Origin of the sequence: Campylobacter concisus (genome assembly GCF_002913045.1) — a bacterium.
In the GTDB taxonomy this organism is placed as follows: domain Bacteria; phylum Campylobacterota; class Campylobacteria; order Campylobacterales; family Campylobacteraceae; genus Campylobacter_A; species Campylobacter_A concisus_AP.
Genome location: NZ_PPAF01000035.1, coordinates 297812 through 318143 on the forward strand (window position 1 = coordinate 297812; position 20332 = coordinate 318143).

13 protein-coding genes are annotated in these 20332 nt (G+C 36.9%); 3 read left to right on the plus strand and 10 right to left on the minus strand.

What is annotated here, in order from left to right; genetic code table 11:
- Window positions 1-67 precede the first annotated feature (67 nt).
- Entirely contained in the window at window positions 68-802 is a 735-nt protein-coding gene (locus CYP43_RS05510; protein WP_103582794.1) for an imidazole glycerol phosphate synthase, read from the plus strand.
- On the opposite strand, the gene murG is transcribed toward CYP43_RS05510, so the two are convergent.
- On the minus strand, window positions 794-1816 hold the full coding sequence (murG, locus tag CYP43_RS05515) for an undecaprenyldiphospho-muramoylpentapeptide beta-N-acetylglucosaminyltransferase (protein ID WP_103582795.1): 1023 nt from the start codon (window positions 1814-1816) through the stop codon (window positions 794-796). The two genes, CYP43_RS05510 and murG, sit on opposite strands and share 9 nt — an antisense overlap.
- Window positions 1813-2973 carry an FtsW/RodA/SpoVE family cell cycle protein gene (locus CYP43_RS05520; protein ID WP_021091312.1) on the minus strand — a complete coding sequence of 387 codons (1161 nt, stop codon included), beginning with the start codon at window positions 2971-2973 and terminating at the stop codon, window positions 1813-1815. The genes murG and CYP43_RS05520 overlap by 4 nt, the downstream gene beginning before the upstream one ends.
- Before the next feature lie 92 nt (window positions 2974-3065).
- Here CYP43_RS05520 and murI point away from each other — a divergent pair, with 92 nt between their 5' ends.
- Window positions 3066-3854, plus strand: coding sequence for a glutamate racemase (gene murI, locus CYP43_RS05525; RefSeq protein ID WP_103582796.1), 789 nt, complete (start codon window positions 3066-3068; stop codon window positions 3852-3854).
- Window positions 3855-3924: 70 nt separating this feature from the next.
- Here murI and CYP43_RS05530 read toward each other — a convergent pair whose 3' ends face one another.
- The 8 genes from CYP43_RS05530 to pbpC all read right to left on the minus strand — a co-directional run bounded on the left by CYP43_RS05530 (window position 3925) and on the right by pbpC (window position 18212).
- A complete protein-coding gene (locus CYP43_RS05530; protein ID WP_103582797.1) occupies window positions 3925-4515 on the minus strand; it encodes a DedA family protein in 591 nt (196 codons plus the stop codon).
- Between the two features lie 138 nt (window positions 4516-4653).
- On the minus strand, window positions 4654-5433 hold the full coding sequence (locus tag CYP43_RS05535) for a MetQ/NlpA family ABC transporter substrate-binding protein (protein ID WP_103582798.1): 780 nt from the start codon (window positions 5431-5433) through the stop codon (window positions 4654-4656).
- Between the two features lie 75 nt (window positions 5434-5508).
- Complete coding sequence (locus CYP43_RS05540; protein ID WP_103582799.1) at window positions 5509-6291, minus strand: MetQ/NlpA family ABC transporter substrate-binding protein; 783 nt, start codon at window positions 6289-6291, stop codon at window positions 5509-5511.
- Window positions 6292-6547: 256 nt separating this feature from the next.
- Window positions 6548-7222, minus strand: coding sequence for a methionine ABC transporter permease (locus CYP43_RS05545; RefSeq protein ID WP_021086223.1), 675 nt, complete (start codon window positions 7220-7222; stop codon window positions 6548-6550).
- On the minus strand, window positions 7222-8178 hold the full coding sequence (locus tag CYP43_RS05550; RefSeq protein ID WP_103582800.1) for a methionine ABC transporter ATP-binding protein: 957 nt from the start codon (window positions 8176-8178) through the stop codon (window positions 7222-7224). The genes CYP43_RS05545 and CYP43_RS05550 overlap by 1 nt, the downstream gene beginning before the upstream one ends.
- Window positions 8178-10802 (minus strand): valine--tRNA ligase, encoded by a 2625-nt coding sequence (locus CYP43_RS05555; protein WP_103582801.1) that lies wholly within the window; start codon window positions 10800-10802, stop codon window positions 8178-8180. The genes CYP43_RS05550 and CYP43_RS05555 overlap by 1 nt, the downstream gene beginning before the upstream one ends.
- Before the next feature lie 119 nt (window positions 10803-10921).
- On the minus strand, window positions 10922-16042 hold the full coding sequence (locus CYP43_RS05560; protein ID WP_103582802.1) for an alpha-2-macroglobulin family protein: 5121 nt from the start codon (window positions 16040-16042) through the stop codon (window positions 10922-10924).
- A gap of 1 nt (window position 16043) precedes the next feature.
- Window positions 16044-18212 carry a penicillin-binding protein 1C gene (gene pbpC, locus CYP43_RS05565; protein ID WP_103582803.1) on the minus strand — a complete coding sequence of 723 codons (2169 nt, stop codon included), beginning with the start codon at window positions 18210-18212 and terminating at the stop codon, window positions 16044-16046.
- A 65-nt stretch (window positions 18213-18277) separates the two neighbouring features.
- Here pbpC and CYP43_RS05570 point away from each other — a divergent pair, with 65 nt between their 5' ends.
- On the plus strand, window positions 18278-20311 hold the full coding sequence (locus CYP43_RS05570) for an ATP-dependent helicase (RefSeq protein WP_103582804.1): 2034 nt from the start codon (window positions 18278-18280) through the stop codon (window positions 20309-20311).
- The last annotated feature ends 21 nt before the right edge of the window (window positions 20312-20332 follow it).

The following is a 20332-nucleotide window of genomic DNA, read 5'->3' on the forward strand; positions in this document are numbered from 1 at the left end:
TTTAATTCTTAATGACAAACTTCATAATTTTTATAGTAAAATAAGCAAAAAAATTAAAAGAGAAAAAATGGATTTTCAAAATATTCAAAAACAAATTTCGGTACTAAAAGAAAGTTTGACAGCATTAGAACAAAATAGTGAGCACGAGATCGGGTTGGCAGTTGGGGTTGTTGAGTTTAATAAAAACGCTGATGAACTTAAAAAAAAGCTTGCAAATTTAAAAGGTGAAAGCGATTTCTTTAAAAGTGTCTTCAATACAGAGGACTATTATGAAAACATTAGTACTTATTTGGAGCAGATAAAGAGAAGCTTAAACTATAAAATTGAGAAAAACGGTGTGAGCTTTAAGGCAAATGAAAATTTACAAGAGAGCTATGTCGCCATTTTAAATATAATAGAAATTTTAGTAGCAGAATATCAAATACAAAACAAAAATAAAGCAAAAAATCTCTTTTCTAGGACAACAGATACTACTCAAATAAAATCACTACTTGCGGAGCTAAATACTCTACAAGAGCGTATACATAATGTTTTGCATATTCATTCTAGGATTGTTTCAAATGTTATTTTGCAAAATTTTAAGATAATTTATACGTTCTTTTATAATTGTATTAAGGCTGCAAAACAACGCAAAGATGAGCTTTTACTAGTGGAGATCGCGGGTATAACTGATAAGATAATAACTATGATAAAACCAGTCTTTAGTGCAAAAATTTTAAATACAAATGAGCTTATTTATCACTACTTAATCTTTGAGCTAAAAGAACTAAAAGCTTGTGCGATAGGCGAGGAGCTAGTTTAAAATTCTATCAATTATCTCTTTTGCTCCATTTGGCAAAAGAATCTCTTTTAGAGCTTTACTGCTTTTGTTTAGATCAAAATTTTCTATCATTCTTATAACTTCGTCTTTGTTTAAAATTTCTCCATTTTGCAAGCAAATTTCAGCAATGCCTTTATCTTTTAAAAATTTAGCGTTATAAAACTGATGATTGCCAGCAGCATAAGGAAATGGCACAAAGATAGATGGCAAAGCATTTGCACAAAGCTCCCAAAGCGAGCTAGCTCCTGCTCTTGATATGGCAAGGTCAGCCTTGCTCATCTTATTTTCTATCTCTTTACTAAATTCAAAAATTTCTAAATTCGTTTCATTAAAGCCAAGTTCATCATATCTTTTTTTAAGTTCATCAAAGCCATTTTTACCACATTGATGAATTATCTTTATGCCTTTTTCTTTAAGATATGGAGCTAAATTTATAGCTAGTTCATTTATCGCTTTTGCACCTTGCGAGCCGCCCAAAAACAAAATAGTCTCTAGCTCCTCTCTCACTCTTGCACTATCAAAAAATTTCTTTGCCACAGGGTAAGGGTAGGGTGAAGCTTCATTATAAGAGCTAAAAAAGCCTTTTGCATAAGGCTTTAAAATCTTATTTAGTTTGCCCATTACAGCATTTTGTTCGTGGATAAAAAGCGGTACTTTTGAGATAATGGCTGCAATGGCCGCTGGAGCTGCTGAATAGCCACCAACGCTAATGACTGCCTTAACGTCATTTTGCTTAAAAATTTTTCTACATTTTAAAGCAAGATTTACGATATTTGTTAGTGATTTTAGTTTAGCAAAGCCTCTCTTATTTACCACGCCACTGCTTGGTAAGAAAAATTTTTGTAAAAAATTCTCGTCATTTTCAAACCAAAATTTATCTTGCCCACTAGTTGAACCAATAAAAATGGGCTTAATATCTCGTCTATTTAGCTCCTCGCAAAAGCTCCTTGCGATCGCTAAATGCCCACCAGTGCCTCCACCGCAAATAACAATCATAATTTTGCCCTTTTACTAACCATCAAAACCATGCCGATACCGATACAAATCGCAAGCACGGAGCTACCGCCGTAACTAAGAAATGGCACAGCAATACCCTTGATAGGCGTGATCGATGTGATACCATAGCTATTCATTAAAAATGAAAACGATAAGATAAGCCCGACACCAAGCGTAAATAGATGATAGACCTTATTTTCGCTTCTAGCTGAAATTCTAAAAATTCTATAAAGTAGCGTTATAAATATAGCTACAATACACAAAATACCAAATACACCGACCTCTTCAGCGATACCAGCTAATACAAAGTCAGTATGGACCTCACTTAAAAAGCCGAGCTTAAAGATACCAGCGCCAAGCCCTTCGCCGAAAAATTCGCCATGCTTTATAGCGTTTAATGAGTGAGAAATTTGATATGGCTCTGGCGCATCAGCTACTCTTAATACATCTGCAACACTGTCAGGTAAGAAAGAAAGTACCATATTTTGTATCGTGCCCCACCATGATTTTATACGTAAAATTCTATGCTCAGAGCTGATTATCGCTACTGTCATAACAAAAGCAGCTCCTAAGATACCTATACTAAAAAGTCTTGCACTTGCTCCTGCGAAAAGTGCCATCGTTACAAATGTAAGTGCCAGCACAACCACTTGACCAAGGTCATTTTGCATAACAGCGATAAGAAAGATAGCAACACCAAAAAGAATAATATAAGGCATAAGTATCTTAATCTCATCTAGCAAGGTTCTTTTGCCTTCACTAAATTTTCTAGTAAAACTCCAAGCCAAGAAGTAGACAAAACCGATTTTAAAAAACTCAACTGGAGCTAGCGAAAAGCCAGGTAGCCTGATCCAACGCCTAGCACCACCAGCGTCAGTCACCATTGAAGCTGGCAATGCATGCATTAGCCCCATGGCAATACCGCAAGATATAAGAAGGCCAAACCCTATCCAAACAAGCGTCTTTTCAGGATTGAGCCTAGAAAGCCACCACATAATGAAAATTCCGATACAACCAACAATAAACTGGCGGATGAAAAAGTGAAACTCGTCGTAATTAAAAAATAAAACCGTAAAAACTGGCAAAGATAGTGAAAAAATAATGCTTATAGCGATCAAAGTCGAACAAAGATAGAAAATGATCTTATCAACTGCCAAAATTTAACTCCAAGTTTAAAAAGTGCCAAAGTATAATAAAAAACGGCTTACAAAGATATTATTTGCTATAATTGTAGGCTTTAAGGATGGGCATGAAGATAGGTATATTTGACTCGGGGCTTGGCGGACTGAGTGTCTTAAATGAAGCTTTAAGTAAGCTTAGCGAGCATGAATTTTTATATTACGCAGACGTTAAAAATGTCCCATACGGACAAAAGAGCAGGGATGAGATCTTAAAATTTAGCTTTGATGCGGTGAAATTTCTCATAGAAAATGGCGCAAACGCCGTTGTAGTGGCTTGCAACACGGCAACAAGCGTAGCGATAAAAGAGCTTAGAGCAAATTTAAATGTACCTATAATTGGCATGGAGCCAGCCGTAAAAAAGGCTCATGACTTAAGCCATGATGATGCCTTAAAAACGCTTGTCATAGCCACCCCGGTCACCGTAAATGGTGCAAAACTAAAAGAGCTGATCGCAAATTTACACGCAAAAGATAAAACTGAGCTACTTGCTCTACCGCGCCTTGTAAATTTTGCTGAAAATGGGGAATTTGATACCAAAAACGTAAAATCATATCTAAAAGAAGAGTTAGCTAAATTTGATCTAAGCAAATTTGGCTTTTTGGTGCTTGGCTGCACGCACTTTAACTATTTTAAAGATAGCCTAAGAGAAATTTTGCCGTCAAATATAAGCATAATTGATGGCAACGAAGGGACAATAAACCGACTTATAAGTGAGATTGGACTAAAAATTTCTACTTTAAATAAAGCCCCAAAAGTTAGATTTTTCTATTCTGGTAATGAAGTATTCAGTAAATTTGAGCTAGATAAAATTTCAAGAAATTTAGCTAGATTAGAGAAGATGAGAGAGATTTACTAGACTAAATTTAGCTAAAACCTTGAGCCAAATTTTAGAAAATACATTAAATTTTACATACTTTTATATGTATTTAGCCTTTTCTTTGCTTTATTATATAGACCACGCTTATTACTGCAACTACAGCTAAAAGAGAGATCGTGATTATTAAAAGTGTCTGTTTATCAGGATTTGAGCCTAAAAAATAGCCAACTCCAAGCAAAACAGCACACCAAATCCCAGCACCAAGCGTGGTAAATAGGCAAAATCTAAAAATGTTCATCTTAGCAAGTCCGGCTGGTAGGCTGATGTATTGACGAATGCCAGGAATCAGACGTGAGTTAAATGTAGAAATTTCGCCGTGTTTATTGAAAAATGCCTCAAATTTATCCATTTTTTCGTGAGTGATTCCCACAAATTTGCCGTATTTTAAAACGATTTCATGCCCAAAAAAGTAGCAAAGATAATAGTTAAAAATAGCTCCAAGCAGGCTTCCAAGTGTACCTGCAAGAAAGGCCAAAATTAAACTCATTTCACCTTTATGTGTCAAATAGCCAGCAGGTATCATCGCTACCTCGCTTGGAAATGGAAAAAACGAGCTTTCTAAAAACATCATGACAAATATGCCAGCATAACCCCAGCTACTTACACTTGCAACTATAAAATCAATAACATCATGTAGCATTTAAATTCCTGAAAAATTTTAAAGTGAGCCATTTTAGCAAAGCATAGCTTAAGCTTATTGGCAAAAAATAAAGAGAGTTTGTAGCTTATAAAACAAGATGAAAGTAGAAACAAAATGGGGCGAAAGCTCGCCCCATTTTTAAAATGCAGGTATAACTTCGCCTTTATAGCGAGTAATGATGAAATTTTTAGTATCAGGGCTAAGTACCGCATCAACTAAAGCTTTGATTTTAGGGTTATTTTCGTTGCCAGCCTTTGTGACGATGATATTAGCGTAAGGACTGTTGGCATCCTCAAGCAAAAGTGCGTCTTTTGCCACGCTCATGCCAAGATCAAGGACGAAATTTGTACTAATGGCAGCGATATCGACATCATCAAGCGTTCTTGGTATCTGAGCACCCTCAAGCTCTACAAACTGTAAATTTTTAGAATTTTTAGTTATGTCATTTATAGTTGCAACTTTTACGTTTTTATTGATCTCGATAAGACCAGCTTTTTCTAAAATTCTAAGTGCTCTATTGCCATTTGATGGATCATAAGCGATCGCAACTTTTGCACCATCTTTTAACTCTTTTATGTTTTTTATCTTTTTAGAGTAAAAGCCAAGTGGCTCGACGTGCACGTTTGCAACACTTACAAGATGTAAGCCTCTAGCCTTGTTTTGCTCCTCAAGATATGGTAAATGCTGAAAGAAATTTGCGTCCAAACTGCCATCTTCTGTGGCGACATTTGGGATAGAGTAGTCTGAAATTTCAGAGATAACAAGGTCGTAGCCTTTATCTTTTAGCTTTGGCTTTACAAATTCTAAAATTTCAGCGTGTGGTACTGGCGAAACGCCAACAACTATGGTATGGTCCTTGTCGGCTGCGTGAAGGCTTAGAGCAACTAAAGATGCGGTTAAAAGTTTGATAAATTTCATTGTTTTTCCTTTTTTATTTGGTTTAAGCGACGCTAAAAAGGTAAAAGCTTTTACGTCGCTTATTTAAAATTTTAATTAAAACGCTGGAAGAATAGCGCCGTTGTATTTGATCTCGATAAATTTCTTAACTTCTGATGAGTTAATAGCCTTATCAAGAGCCTTTATTTTAGGGCTATTTTCGTTGCCAGACTTTACTACAACATAGTTTACATATGGGCTATTTTTGCTTTCAAGCACAAGTGCGTCTTTTACCGGATTAAGATTAGCATTTAGAGCATAGTTTGTGTTGATAACTGCAATAGTAACGTCATCAAGCGTTCTTGGCACTTGAGCAGTCTCGATCTCTTCAAATTTAAGCTTTTTAGGGTTATCAACTATATCAAGCGGAGTTTTTAGTGGATTATCGTTTAGCTTAATAAGTCCAGCATTTGCAAGGATATCTAAAGCACGGCTTTCATTTGTCGGATCATTTGGGATAGATACGGTCGAACCATCTTTTAGATCTTTGATGTCTTTTATCTTTTTAGAATAAACTCCCATTGGCTCAAGATGAACGCCAACTGTTTTTACAAGATGAGTACCTTTGTTTTTATTAAATTCGTCCAAATATGGAAGGTGCTGAAAGAAATTTGCATCTAAATCGCCATCTTCTGTTGCAAGGTTTGGCGTGGTATAGTCGTTAAATTCTTTGATCTCAAGCGTATAGCCATCTTTTGCCAAAATAGGCTTTACAACCTCTAAAATTTCAGCATGTGGGATAGGTGTAGCACCGACGATTATTGTTTTTGACTTGTCAGCTGCATTTGCACTTACACTAAGACCAAGAGCAACTAAAGAAGAGAGAAGTAGTTTTTTCATTTATTATCCTTTTAAAATTTGCCAAGCACCAAAAAAGGATAAATTTAAGCTAGAGTGTTAAATTTCTTTTTAAGCGCTTAAGCTAGTTCTAAGCACTTAAAAAGAAATTTTGTGCTTAGAGATTAGTCTTTCGACAACGCGTTTTTTAATAGGCGGCACATGTGGCACATATCTGATTTCATCTTTTATCCTTTCAGCTAAAATTAATTCGGGCAATTTTAAGGAAAAAAGCTTAAAATCAGATAAAAACAAAGGCCTATTTTTTAGAAATTTTATATAAGTAGTTACCTAGAACTTGAAAAATTTGAACCATAATGATAAGAATAACCACGGTGTAGAGCATGATATCTGGGCGAAATCTTTGATATCCGTAGTTTATAGCGACAGATCCTAGTCCGCCACCGCCAACCGCACCAGCCATCGCTGAAAAGCCGATATTTACGATAAGTGTTAGCGTAAATGCCGAGATAATACCAGGAAGTGCCTCTACAAACATCACTCTAAAGATGATCTGAAATTTCGAGCTTCCAAAGCTTTGAGCAGCTTCGATGATGCCTTTATCAACCTCTTTTAGGGCATTTTCGATTAGCCTTGCCACAAACGGAGCCGCGCCAATAGTTAGCGGAACGATCGCAGCCGTAGTGCCGATGCTTGTGCCTACGATCATTTTTGTGACAGGAAAGAGCACGATGATTAAAATGATAAACGGAAAGCTTCTAAGCACGTTTATAACGATATCTAGCACAAAATAAAGCTGTTTGTTTGGTTTTAGTCCATCTTTATCTGAAAGTATGAGCAAAACCGCAGGTATGAGGCCTATGGCAAAGGCGAGCAGAGTAGAGACTATGCTCATATATAGTGTCTCGCCGATAGCTGGCAACAGTATCCTAGAAAATACATCTGGAAATTTAGAAAAATCAATACCAAACATCAAGCAACCTCCCATAAAACGCCACTTTGCTTGATGTAGTTAAGCACGTTTTCTTTATCTTTTTCATCTATGTTTATGACAAGCGAGCCAAGAACATTTTCGTTTAGCTTCTCAAGCTTACCCCAGACTATGTTAAAGTCGATATTTAGGCTTCTAGCCATATGCGTGATCACGCTATTTTGGGCCACTTCTTTTGGGAAAAATAGCCTAATATTCGTGCCAGTGCTTGGCAGAATTTCAACCTCGCCTAAAAACTCTTTCATCTTCTCATCTGGCTTTAAAAATAGCTCCTCAATGCTTCCAGAGCCTATGATCTTGCCGCCTTCTAGCAAGATTGCTCGTTTTGCGATCGATTTTACAACCTCCATCTCGTGCGTGACGATGACGACGCTGATATCTAGCTCTTTGTTTATCTTTTCAAGCAGCTCTAAAATTTGATTTGTAGTGTTTGGATCAAGAGCCGAAGTCGCCTCGTCGCTTAGTAAAATTTTAGGATTTAAAGCAAGCGCTCTAGCGATAGCGACACGCTGTTTTTGCCCGCCACTTAGCTCGCTTGGATAGCTTTTTGCCTTGCTTTCAAGACCGACTAAATTTAAAAGCTCTCTCACTCTTTTTTCAGTTTCATCGCTTTTATAACCCCAAAATTTAAGCGGAGTAGCGACGTTTTCAAAGACGTTTTTTCTAGCCATTAATGCAAAATGCTGAAATATCATCCCAACATCTCGCCTTAAATGCCTTTGCTGCATCTCATCTAAATTTTTTATCTCTTGATCAAAGACTTTTAAGCTACCACCTTGATAGCTCTCAAGGCCGTTTATGCATCTTAAAAGCGTTGATTTACCAGCGCCACTATGACCCACGATAGCAAAAATTTCACCCTTTTTAACCTCTAAATTTATATCAAAAAGGATCTGCGTATCACCATAAAATTTACTTAATTTCTCTATTTTTATCACTATTTTTCTCCAAGAGCTTCTAGCTCTTCGCATACTTTTTTAAATTTAGCCTCAGCGCTCTCTAGCGCCTCTTTGTTCGTCTCTATAACCTCTTTTGGTGCGTTTGCTACGAAATTTTGGTTATTTAGCATGCCTGAAAGCTTAGCTATCTCTTTTTCAAGCTTTGTCTTTTGAGACTTGAGCCTTGTGATGATACCGCTCATATCAAGCCCTTCAAGTGGAACAAATGCCTCTAAATTTTCGCTCACATCTCTGATAGAATTTTCTATTTTCTCATCTATAAAGCCGATCTCTTCGCATTTTGCAAGCAGCTTGATATACTCTTTGACCTCGTCAAGATCGATTTTTTCATTAAATTTAACAAAGGCTTTTGCGATCTTTGAGTTGCCAAGATCTATGGTCGCTTTTGCGCGGCGAATAGCCACGATCGCTTCGATAACTAACTCAAATTTCTTCTCAACCTCTAAATTTCGCTCTTTTATCTCTGGATAGCTCATAACCATTATTGATTTTGCATTTTCAAGCTGTGTGCCGCTAAGCTCTTGAAATAGATACTCTGAAAGAAACGGCATGAAAGGATTTAGCAGTTTCATCGCCTCTTTAAATATACTTCCAAGCTCTTTTACGCTCGCTTTGTCAGCCTTGCTAAGCTCGATGCCCCAGTCACAAAACTCATCCCAAAGGAATTTATAAAGTGTGTTTGCAGCGTCATTAAAGCGGTAGGCGTCGATGTTTTCGCGCACCTCTCTCACGCACTCGTTAAAGCGGCTGTTCATATAAATTCCAAGCTTTGTTTGAAGCTTGATATCCTCTAAATTTGCAAATTTGCTCTCATTTAGCATGAGATATTTGTTCGCATTATAAAGCTTGTTAGTGAAATTTCTTACCTGCTTCATCTTGGCGTCGCTTAGCTTGATATCGCGTCCTTGAACAGCTAGAAGTGTTAGCGTAAAGCGCAATATATCGGCGCTATACTCATTGATGCTATCAAGCGGGTCAATGACGTTGCCAAGGCTTTTACTCATCTTTCTACCAAATTCATCTTTTACGAGTGCGTGCAGATAAATGTCGTCAAATGGCAGCTTGCCAAGAGCGTTTTCACCCTGAAACATCATCCTAGCAACCCAGAAAAATAATATATCAAAGCCAGTTATGAGAAGGTTGTTTGGATAAAACTCAGCAAGGTCTCCTTCAAACCATTTTTCATTTTTTAGCTCATTATCATTTCCCCAGCCAAGCGTACTAAATGGCCAAAGACCAGAGCTAAACCACGTATCTAGAACGTCTGGGTCTTGGTGGAAATTTTTACTTTTGCACTTTTTGCACTCGCATGGCTCGTCCTCGTCAGCCCACATGTGACCGCACTCGTCGCAGTAAAATACTGGAATTTGATGTCCCCACCAAAGCTGGCGTGAGATACACCAGTCTCTTAGCTCTCTCATCCACGCGTTAAAGCTGTTTATCCAGTGCGGCGGGTAAAATTTAGCAAGGCCCTCTGAGACCTTTTGTATCGCCTCGTCTGCAATCTCTTTTTTGACAAACCATTGCTTTGAGATGTATGGCTCGACAACGTTTTTGCAGCGGTAGCAGTATCCTACTTGGTTTTCATATTTTTCGATCTTTTCGACATTGCCAAGTTTTTCAAGTTCCGCTACGACGATATCTCTAGCCTCAAGCCTCTCAAGACCTGCGAATTTATCGCACTTGTCGTTTAAAATGCCTTTTTCATCAAATACGGTGATAAACTCAAGATTGTGCCTTTTTCCAACTTCATAGTCGTTTTGATCATGCGCAGGTGTAACCTTAACAAGACCCGTTCCAAACTCCATATCGACGTGCTCATCCGCGATGATCTCAATCTCTCTGTTTATTATAGGTAGCACCACTTTTTTACCTATTAAATTTTTATATCGTTCATCGTTTGGATTTACCATTACGGCGGTGTCACCAAAGTAAGTTTCAGGCCTAGTAGTAGCAACTACAACAAATTCGCTTGGCTTATCTGCAAAGTAGTATCTCAAATGATAAAGCTTGCCTTTGTTTTCCTTGTGCTCGACCTCGATGTCGCTGAGCGCGCCGTCGTGCGTGCACCAGTTTATCATGTAGTTTTTCTGAACGATCAGTCCTTTGTCGTACAAATTTACAAATGCTTTTTTAACAGCTTTTCTTAGGCCCTCATCCATGGTAAATCTCTGGCGTGACCAAGCTGGAGTGATGCCAAGCTTGCGCATCTGATGAACGATCATGCCACCACTTTTTTCTTTCCACTCCAACACTTTTTCTACAAATTTTTCACGTCCAAGCTCTTCTTTTTTGATGCCTTGGGCTAAAAGCTGCTTTTCAACGACATTTTGAGTAGCGATGCCAGCGTGGTCAAGTCCTGGCTGCCAAAGCGTCTTGTAGCCGTCCATCCTCTTGTAACGAGTCATGATGTCTTGGAGCGTGAAGGTTAGGGCGTGTCCGATGTGAAGCGAGCCAGTCACATTTGGAGGTGGCATCATAATGCAAAATTTACGTCCATCTTTTTGGATATCTTTGTTTGCGTCTATCTCGAAGTATCCGCGTTCTTCCCAAATTTTATAAAATTTATCTTCTATCTCTTTTGCATTGTAAAATTCTGCCACTTTTGTATCCTCTTTCGTTTAAAAAATGCTTAATGTTATCTAAAATTTGTTTAAAAAAATCTTTGCAAAAGTTGGGAAATATGGGCTTGGGGCGGTTAAACGCCCCAAAGTTTAAATAGCTATTTTACGGTAAAGCTTCTTTGAGCTAAGTCGTAGTCGTTTTGTCTTTCGTTATACATATTTTCAGTTGTGACCGCACCAAGCGAGCATTTGCCACCAAGTCTTACACGATAAGGTGTGTAAAGCACAGCCTCTCTCTTGTCACTATCTAGTGCATAAAAACTTAAAACGCGATCATCTTTTATGCTTTGATATTCAAGCTCAATGCTATCTTTAAGATTCTTACTAAAACCACTTAAATTTTCATTTATTGGCTCAAAGCAGCTACTTACTATCTCGTTTATTACACCATTTTTAACCATAGCTTTAGAATTTATCACTATTTTTGAATAGACAACATCATTTACTCTTAGGCTGTCAAGACCTAGCTCTTTGCCTTTTTCATCGACAAACGTTCTATAAATATCAAGCTCTTTTGGCTCTATTTTATGTTTAATCTCAAGTGGCACATAAGCATAGCTTAAAATAGTGGCATATAGCTTGTTTTCGCCAAGTGGCGTGATGGTAAAATTTCCATCTTTTGCTGTAAATGATACACTTAAAAGGCCGTCAAATTCTTTGCTTTCGCCATTGTAGCTAAGCTTAAATTTATTATTTTTCTCACCAACATCTTTGCCAAAGTAGGCATTTAGCGCTCTAAGGGTAAATGCACGCTCTTGCGTTGAGCTAAGCTCATTTAAATTTGTGATCAAGAAATTTGCAAGATCATCTGAGTAGTCGTTTTTCTCAAAATATTTTGCGTGCAGATACAAGATAAATGCATTGTCTCTCATCTTTGAGCCAAAGCTAGAATAATCCCTGTTATAATCAGCCGCCTGAGCTTTTTTAATATCTTTTAGCGCCACCTTTGCTTCGTCATTTAAGCCGTTTAGCTTTAGAGCCGCTGCCATTAGATACTTATTAAGTGCGGTCGTATTGTAAGCTTTGTGGTCATAAATTTTATTTAGCACCGATTTATCAGCAACATTTGCGCGGGAGCTTACATAAATAGCATATAGAGCTTCAATGTCTGTGTTTGTATATTTTAAGAGCGAATTTAATGCTCTTTGCTTTACATTTTTATTTAGCTCATATCCAGCCTCTTCAAGATCAAGCAACACATCAGTTGCATAGATCGAAGCAAATGCATTAGTACTACCTAGATCGCTCCAGTAGCCAAAGCTACCATCTGGTTTTTGCATCTTAATTAGCTCACTCATTCCGTTTACAATAAATCTCTTTTGATCATTTTTTTCAAGCTCATCTTTTGGCTTTAAATTTAAAAGCGCAAGCAGTCTTGAGCTCCTTTGCTCCGAACATCCGTAAGGGTACTCGACTAAATTTTTAGAAGCTGCTAATAGCACGCTTGAGACCGAGCTTGACGCATCTATACTAACATTGTGAAAGCCTTTTGGAAGAGAGATCATGCTCTCTTTATCAAAGACGCTACTTTTTGCATAGGTGCTAATCGTATAAGGATTAACTACATCAAGTAAATTTTGAGCTGTTTTTGAGCTATTTTTGTCGCTTATTGTTATATTGTATTCGCCAGCTCCAGCTTCAAGAGCTGAAATTTTAAATGTAAAGGCTTTATTTTCAAGCGGCTTTAAATTTATATTTTCTTTTGTTTTGATGCTTAAATTTTTACTGCTAGCCACTTTTATGGTTAAATTTTTATCCTCATTTGTTGTATTTATAAGCCTTAAGTTCGCATTTAGCTCATCGCCTTTTAGCAGATAAACTAACGCACTTGGTTTAATAATCACATCATCTTTTACTAAAATTTCTTTATTTACCGCATTCATACTATTTTCATTATTTGCCACGACATCTACTCTAATGGCAGAGTTAAAGCCATTTGGCGTTTTAAACTCGTATGAAATTTCACCATTATCGTCAGCTTGAAGGCTTACTAAATTTGCATATGTTTTTACCTTTTTACTATCGACCGGGCTAGCATGTTTTGCCATCTTTGCCTCCATGGCAAGTGCTGCCATATCACCACCAAAGCTTAAAGTTTTGCCCTCAACCTTATAGTTTGTGAGCATATTATAAATGTCATAGTCAAAGACGCCATCTGGTAAAATTTTGTCAAAAAATTTAAGTGGATCAGCTGGCTTTTGTGACGTTATATCAAGCACGCCAACATCTGTGATAAATAAATTCACATAAGCTTTTGGCTTTGTTTTTAGAGAAATTTTTATATTTTCATCGCTTTTTGCCGTATTTGGTGCATCAAGACTTAGATCAAGTATTCTTGATGACTTATCAGCTTTAGCATAAACCTTGCCGTAAGTTCTAAACGGAGTTAATCCACCATCTGTCATGCGGTAGATATTTGCACTCACGTAAAGTCCGCTAAAATCAAAATCAAGTTTAAATTTCACATTTGCTGAGTTGTTTTTTATCTTAACAACCTTGTAAGCTTTCACGCCACCATCTTCAAGTGTAACAAGGGCGATACCCTCTTTTATGGCTGAGCTTATATCAGCACTTAGTTCATCGCCTTTTTTGTAGATATTTTTATTTAGTTTGATTTGAGATTTACTAAGCTCTTTTGTAGGCGCTAGAGTCGAGTAGTTGTAGCCACTTACGTCCATATCAAGGCTTGTGCTTGCTCCACTTACTAGATTTGTAGCGATGATCACATATGAGCCACTTTGTGTAAATTTATAGCTAAACTCGCCATTATCTTTATAAAAATTATCCACATCTTCTAGCGTTTGAAACCACTTTATATACCCATTTGCATCTCTTTGGTATTGCCAAGTAACGCGTTTTATATCAAATTTTAAATTTGATTTTACGGCCTTTTGACTTGACATGTCTACTACAACCGTTTTTATTTTTACATCTTCGTTTGGCTCAGCAAATGTCGTGCTTGCTGCGATACCGACCATATCCTTGTAAGGATAGAGAGTAAAGCTTTTTGTGTCGCTTACATTTTTGCCATCATCATTTACATTGAAATTTATCACGCCTGTTATGATAGAAGAGGCATTTTTAGTGCTAAAGCTAAGATCTATCATTTGGCTTGATTTACCATCTTTTGAAAGAGTGAGATCATTTTCAAAAGATGGATAAGCACTTGGTTTTAGCGTATTATTTTTAAATTTATACTCTTTAAACTCGCTATTTTTATATTCATCATCAAAAAAGCTCACCTGCATGCTGCCATCAAGCTCGCTAGCAGCGCCACCAAAGAGATAGTTACTAGCTAGATTTGCTCTAATAAGCTCATTTGCGAAAAATTTATCTCTCTCAAGCGTTATCTCATTTTTTATCCTATTTGGCATAAAACTCTCAACAAAAAATGGCACATTTGAGATCACTTTGCTTGCGTAAATTACTTGCATATTAAATCTACCGCTTAGATCGCTTAATATCTCTTTTTCAAAATTTACCAAGCCAACGTCATTTGTATTTTTTGAAATTTCAGCACTACTTTTGCCTTGTGGATCGAAAAATTTTATCTTTACAGGCATATTTTTTAAAGGATTAAAATCTCTATCCCTTAGGTAGATTGCACCCTTTAAACTCTCATTTGGTCTTATGATATTTGAAGCAAAATGAACGTATGCATCGATGCTCTCACTGGCATTTTGGCTCATAAATTTCGCTTCATTTAGCGCTTCGTCTTCTTTTAAAATAAGAAAATTTTGCTCTTTTCCAAGAGAGACAACCACTGAGGAGATATCTTTGTAAATATCTTTTTTGTTAAATTTAAAAACGCCTATATCATTTGTTGCGCCAACTACGATCTCTTCGTTTTTCTTGCCATAAATTTTCACATTTGCGTTTGGAAGCATTGTATTTTCGCCAAGACGATTTGCAAATACAAAAATTTCATCCTTGCCAAGCTTTGCATTTACAGCGATATCACTTAGATAGACTACTTTTGAGACGCTCTTATCTTTGCCGTAGTTTAAATTTATCTTATAAACGCCGTCTCCAGCTCCGGCAAAGTCAAGCTTGATTTTATTTAATGAAATTTCGTTTAATGCGCCATCAAGTTTATAGCTTTTGCTTGCCACTTTTGTGCTGAAGTTGCTTAACTCTTCGTTATTGTCATTAAAATTTAAGAAATATCTAAAATTTTGATCGCTTAGCTTTTCAATGCTTACATTTAGCTCAGGCAAATTTGCACTTCTGATACCGATTTCACCGACACTTGAGATATATGGTTCATTATTTATAAAATTTGCAAACGGAGTGAAATTGCCAGCTACTACTTCATAGCTACTTTCTTCTCTTACTACATTTCTATCATCGCCAAAACCGGGTTTAATTGTGATTTCATAACTATTTTGTGGCTTAAAATCGTCACTTGTAATATCAATGTAGTAATAATACTCGCTAAGTTCTGAGTTTTCTTCATAGTTGTCACTATATTTAACGTCACTAATGCTAAAGTTTTTTACGCCTTTAATATTTATAAATTTTTTTAAGTTAATATCGTCATCAAGCCAATTTTTTAGATAAATTCTAAAGCCCAAGATGCCATTATCAAGGCTCACTGGATAAATTTCTGGTATCTCAAGACTCTTTGCATTATCATTTATATTTACGCTTTCTTCGCTTATTTCATCGGCAAAATTTACTATCGTTTCACCTGAAAGCGTCGCGCCAAATTTGCTCTCAAATTTTTCACCAAAATCAAAAACTGGATTGCTTAAATTTTTATCAAGATTAAGCTCAAAGCTATTATTAGAAAGCTCAATTGCTTTAAATTTCGCATCTTTTACAGCAATATTTTTAACAGCTTCAATATTTACTTCATCATTAAATTTAAGTATATATTTGCTGTCGCTTATTTTTTCTATCTTTGTTAGCTCAAATTCTTTCGTGGCAAAACTAGCAGTGCTTCCGTTTTCAAGCTTGCAGCTATAATCCAAACCAGCATGCATATCTTTTGTAAAAAGCAGCAAGCTTTGACTATTAAATCTAACCGTACCATTTAATGCTGGTTGGCACAAAAGTAGCTTTTTATCACTTAGCATACCAACAAAATTTTTATCGACTTTATCTTCTAGCCCAAACTCTACGCTTAGGGGCGATTTTATCTGCGCAGTGCCATTTAGGCTCAAAGCATATAAATTTGTCATTCCCAAAAGTGCTAGAAGTGCTACTTTTTGCCACATTTTATCTCCTTATTTTTATTGTTATTTCACTTTGATTTGAGTTTTGATCAAGGCATTTTATGCTGTGCTCGCCAAGAGTTAGATCAAACTTTTTTTCGCTTGCATTTTCTATCTTAGAAAAGTTCAAATCATCTATTTTTAGGTAAATTTCATCGCCTAAAAACGCGTAGCATTTTACCATAACTTGTGTAATATTTTCATCTGTCACTATCTCTTCACCGTCATACGGATAGGCAAAAGCTGGCTTTTTATCTTTAAAAATTTCAGCACAAGGACTTTTTTGTATCTCATCTTTATCCAAAAGCTCATTTTTAACCAAAAAATCAAGCTCTTCGCCTCTTAAACTTTCGCATTTATCTTTTAAATCTACACCCTTTATCCTATCATCAAGCGCCATTTTTTTGCACTTTTCATAGTTAAAGGCATCAAGGCAGGTTGACAGCTTTTCTATGCCATCTGGCTCACTCATAAATCTTAACTTCTCTTTTTGAGCGATTATCTTAAACATATTAAAAAGACTCTTTGATACGTCATTTAGTCCTGTTAATTTATCGGTTTTACCGGCATTAAAATTTCCAATCCAAATAGCAATTGTGTAATTTTCATCAACGCCTATGGCGTAAAGATCACGTGAGTTTGCGCTTGTGCCAGTTTTAAAAGCAATCTTTGGCGTATTTTGGGCGTACTGCCAAGCATTTTTTAGATACGATCTTGAGGCTTCACTTAGCATTTTAGCAGTCAAATAGGCACTTTGAGGCGAGATGAGAGTTACATTTTTCTCCTCATTTTTGTAGTTTTTGCCAGCAAACTCAAGCGGCCTATAAATGCCGTCATTTGCATAAATAGTATAAAGATGAGCAAGATCAAGCAGGCTCATTTCAGCACTTCCAAGCGTTATAGAAGCTCCATAATACTCTTTATCTTCATCTACTAAATTTACCTTTTCAAGTAGTTCGTAAAGCGAATTGTCTTTTAGTTTTAAGTTTAAATTTATAACCGGAATATTTAGGCTGAAATTTAGAGCATCTTTCGCGCTTACGATACCTAAAAAATCATTACTAAAATTCTTTGGGGCATACTCTTTTATATAAATTTGCGTATCAATTAACTGCGAATTTGGCGTGATAAGCCCGTTATCAAGCGCAAGCGAGTAGATAAAAGGCTTTAGCGTGCTGCCGGTATTTCGCTTCATATTTAGGGCTGAGTTTTTACCGTCACGCGCATGCTCATCATGCGAGCCGATGAAGGCAACAACACTCATTTTTTTATTATCAATGACCACGGCTGCTGCGTTGTTTGCATTTTTAGCCTTTAGCAAAAACATCGTATCTTTTAAAATTTTAAGCATATCTTTTTGTAAATTTAGATCCAAACTCGCCTTTGAAATTTGGTTTTTAAAAGCGACATTTGCATAATCTTCCGCGGTTACGATAGCTTTTGCTCTTACATTTTTAAATGGCTCAGCTTGCGCTCTTTTAAAGGCACTAAGATCGATTAAATTTGCCTTGTAAAGCATCTTTATGACCCTGTTTTTTAGGGCGTTTATGTTTGAAACTCTATCAAGTCTATTTTTATTTGGATTTTTTGGTATTGTGCTTAAAAGTGCGGCCTGAGCGTAGCTAAGCTCATTTAGCTCCTTGCCAAAGTAAAAGAAGCTTGCCGCCTTTGCACCCTCGATATTGCCACCATAAGGGGCTAAATTTAGGTATAAATTTAAAATTTCATCCTTGCTAAAGTGAAGTTCAAGCTGAAATGCTCTAAAAATTTCTCTTATCTTATTTTTATAACTCCTATCACTTGGCTCAAGCATTCTTGCCACTTGCATCGTGATAGTGCTAGCGCCTATGCGGTTATCGCTTCTTAGGTTGTGAAAAAATGCCCTAAAAATGGAGGCAAAATTTACGCCAAAATGGTAGTAAAAATATCTATCTTCAAAGAGAACGACGCATTGTTTTAGCGAGTTTGGGAAGCTTTGCTCGTGAAATCTCCAAATTCCATCGCTACTAAGCTTCATATTTATGATCTCGCCATTTTTATCAAGCAAAATTTTGGCTTCGTCTTTTTTGAGTGCGTCTAAATTTAGTGGATAAATTTGATCAAGTATCAAAAAAATAGCAACCACTAAAGCCAAAAATAGGGCAAGGAATTTTAAAAATTTAAACTTTTTCATCCGCGTGATTATAGCTGTTAAAGTTTAAGTAGCTATAATTAGACCTTTTTAAAAAAGAGGAAACAATGCCCTTATCTAGGTTAAACAAAGAACAATACACCGCCGCAACTGCGCCATTTGGACACAATCTGATCATCGCTTCAGCTGGCACTGGCAAGACTAGCACCATTGTCGCACGCATCGCTCATTTGCTAAATTTAGGCGTAAAACCAGAGAAAATTTTACTTCTAACTTTTACAAACAAAGCAGCAAGCGAAATGATAGAGCGTTTAAATAGGTATTTTGACAAGCAAATCACCTCCAAAATCACCGCAGGCACCTTTCACTCGGTCTCATTTTCGCTTTTAAAAAGCCTTGATAAAGGCGTCACGCTAAAGCAGCCAAGCGAGCTAAAGACGCTTTTAAAAAGTCTTGTTGAAAGGCGTAAATTTTACCATTTAAGCGACGTCAAACCTTACGGCGGAGCCTATCTATACGATCTTTACTCGCTCTTTCAAAACAGCGAGCAAGGCACTACTTTTGGCAAGTGGATAAGCGATAAGAGCGAAGAGCAGGGCGTTTATGCTGAAATTTATGAAGATGTTTTAGAGGAGTTTGAGGTTGAAAAGGCTAAATTTGCCTACGCTGATTTTAACGACCTTCTCATAAAAATGCGCGACGAGCTAAAAAAGGGGGCAAATTTAGCTTATGATGAAATTTTGATCGATGAGTATCAAGACACAAATACTCTTCAAGGCAGCCTCATAGACGCATTTAAGACAAAGAGTCTATTTTGTGTGGGCGATTTTGATCAGAGTATTTACGCATTTAACGGCGCAAATATCGAGATAATAGGCTCATTTAAAGATCGCTTCCCAAACGCAAATATCTACGCTTTAAATGTAAATTACCGCTCAAGCTCAAGCATACTTGCCCTTGCAAATAAGGTGATAAACAACAATCCAAGGCTTTATGAAAAGCACCTCACAGTTAGCCGTGAGGGAAATTTCAAGCCTCCAAGGCTGCTTGTCTATAACGAGCTTTTTGATCAGTATCAAAACATCGCTGATATCATCTCGCTTTCGCCATTTAATAGAGAAAATATCGCCATAATTTTTAGAAATAACTCATCAGCTGATGGCATCGAAGTTGCGCTAAAAGAGCGAGGCATCGGCTCAAAGCGAAAGGGTGGGGTGAGCTTTTTTGAGAGCCGCGAGATCAAGGCACTCATCGACATCATGGGAATTTATGTCAATCCAAAAGATATAATGGCATTTATCCACATCTGCGAATACGCAAAAGGCGTTGGTAGCGCCGTTAGCAAAGAAATTTTTGATGCGCTGCTTAAGCTTGGGCATGGAAATTTGATAAAAGGGATAGTTGAGCCAGATGATAGCGTAAATATCTCATCAAACAAAAGGCGAAACTACCAGCTTGGTCTTTTTGATGACCTTGACGAATTTGCCGAAGTTTCAAGGTTTTCTAAGCTTGGCTTTAGCGATAAATTTCTAGGTCATCCTGTGCTAAAACTACAAAAACTAAGCGAGAGTGGGGCGCAGTTTTTATATGAAATTTACAACTTTTTAAGAGGCATGAGAAATATCTCAAAGCCAGCCACGATGATAAACGAGATAAAAACTAGCAAAATTTACTCTCTAATCGTTGAAAATCTCAGCACAAAAAGGGCAACTCTAAAAAATGGCAATGTTGATCTAGCACTCAAAGAAGAGGTCAAAGAGCGCATAATGGCAAAGAGCGTGGTGCTAAGCGAGCTAGCCAAAAAGTACCAAGATATCAGTAAATTTTATAACTTCTTAGCCCTTGGAAGCAATGAGATGAGCGAAGGGCAGGGCGTTAGCCTGCTTAGTGTGCATGCGAGCAAGGGGCTTGAGTTTGACCAAGTTTTTATCGTCGATCTCGCTCAAAACCGCTTTCCAAATTTAAAGCTAATGAGCATGGGTGGCAGCCTAGAAGAAGAAAGACGGCTCTTTTACGTGGCAGTAACTAGAGCAAAAGACGAGCTATATCTAAGTTATGCAAAATACGACAAGATAAAGAAGATCAACTACCAACCGAGTAGGTTTTTGATAGAGGCTGGCATGGCGAAAGAGGAAGTTTAAAGAGAATTTTAATCTTATTAA

Bases quoted from the DNA above. Each gene is read 5' to 3' on its own strand.
- CYP43_RS05510 (WP_103582794.1), top strand. From the start codon at position 68: ATGGATTTTCAAAATATTCAAAAACAAATTTCGGTACTAAAAGAAAGT.
- murG (WP_103582795.1), bottom strand. From the start codon at position 1,816: ATGATTGTTATTTGCGGTGGAGGCACTGGTGGGCATTTAGCGATCGCA.
- murI (WP_103582796.1), top strand. From the start codon at position 3,066: ATGAAGATAGGTATATTTGACTCGGGGCTTGGCGGACTGAGTGTCTTA.
- CYP43_RS05530 (WP_103582797.1), bottom strand. From the start codon at position 4,515: ATGCTACATGATGTTATTGATTTTATAGTTGCAAGTGTAAGTAGCTGG.
- CYP43_RS05535 (WP_103582798.1), bottom strand. From the start codon at position 5,433: ATGAAATTTATCAAACTTTTAACCGCATCTTTAGTTGCTCTAAGCCTT.
- CYP43_RS05540 (WP_103582799.1), bottom strand. From the start codon at position 6,291: ATGAAAAAACTACTTCTCTCTTCTTTAGTTGCTCTTGGTCTTAGTGTA.
- CYP43_RS05545 (WP_021086223.1), bottom strand. From the start codon at position 7,222: ATGTTTGGTATTGATTTTTCTAAATTTCCAGATGTATTTTCTAGGATA.
- CYP43_RS05560 (WP_103582802.1), bottom strand. From the start codon at position 16,042: ATGTGGCAAAAAGTAGCACTTCTAGCACTTTTGGGAATGACAAATTTA.
- pbpC (WP_103582803.1), bottom strand. From the start codon at position 18,212: ATGAAAAAGTTTAAATTTTTAAAATTCCTTGCCCTATTTTTGGCTTTA.
- CYP43_RS05570 (WP_103582804.1), top strand. From the start codon at position 18,278: ATGCCCTTATCTAGGTTAAACAAAGAACAATACACCGCCGCAACTGCG.